General features: G+C 57.9%; 1 protein-coding gene. It reads right to left on the bottom strand.

Annotated elements, in window-relative coordinates; all coding sequences use genetic code 11:
* Positions 1–827: InlB B-repeat-containing protein (locus ABE504_RS32740; protein WP_430096900.1), on the bottom strand; the 827-nt coding region annotated here is incomplete at both ends.

Raw genomic sequence — 827 nt, 5'->3', positions numbered from 1 at the left:
GTATCCGACAGCGTACCGTTCGCTCCCGCTGTGTAGGTCAAGGTATATTCGTTAATGGCAAAGTTGGCCGTTACGCTCTTGTCCGCCGTTACGTTCGTATCGGTGCGCGTCGCATCCGTACTGCCATCGCTCCAGTTCACGAAATGGTAGCCGGTGTTCGGCTCTGCGGTCACGGCCGTCCCGCTCAGGTTATAGCCGACCGTCTGCGGAGACGCACCCGTTATCGTGCCGTTCGTTCCCGCCGTATACGTCAGCGTGTACGTGTCCAACGCGAAAATCGCCGACACATTCAAATCCCCTGTGACCCCAGTGTCGGTGCGCATTGCCGTCGTTACATTATCACTCCACTTCACGAAGTGGTAGTGTGTGTCCGGTATGGCGGTGACTGCTGTGCCGTCCGAGCCGTGTTCAACCGTCTGCGGGGTCGTATCCGACAGTGTACCGTTCGCTCCCGCTGTGTAGGTCAAGGTATATTCGTTAATGGCAAAGTTGGCCGTTACGCTCTTGTCCGCCGTTACGTTCGTATCGGTGCGCGTCGCATCCGTACTGCCATCACTCCAGTTCACGAAATGGTAGCCGGTGTTCGGCTCTGCGGTCACGGCCGTCCCGCTCAGGTTATAGCCGACCGTCTGCGGAGACGCACCCGTTATCGTGCCGTTCGTTCCCGCCGTATACGTCAGCGTGTACGTGTCCAACGCGAAAATCGCACTTACATTCAGATCCCCTGTGACCCCAGTTTCGGTGCGCGTTGCCGTCGTTACATTATCACTCCACTTCACGAAGTGGTAGTGTGTGTCCGGTATGGCGGTGACCGCCGTGCCGTTCGA

This window comes from Paenibacillus oryzisoli, from assembly GCF_050467285.1.
GTDB classification, from domain to species: domain Bacteria; phylum Bacillota; class Bacilli; order Paenibacillales; family NBRC-103111; genus Paenibacillus_E; species Paenibacillus_E oryzisoli_A.
The sequence above is the reverse complement of the archived record's forward strand: the minus strand, read 5'-3'. Positions and strand labels throughout refer to the sequence as shown.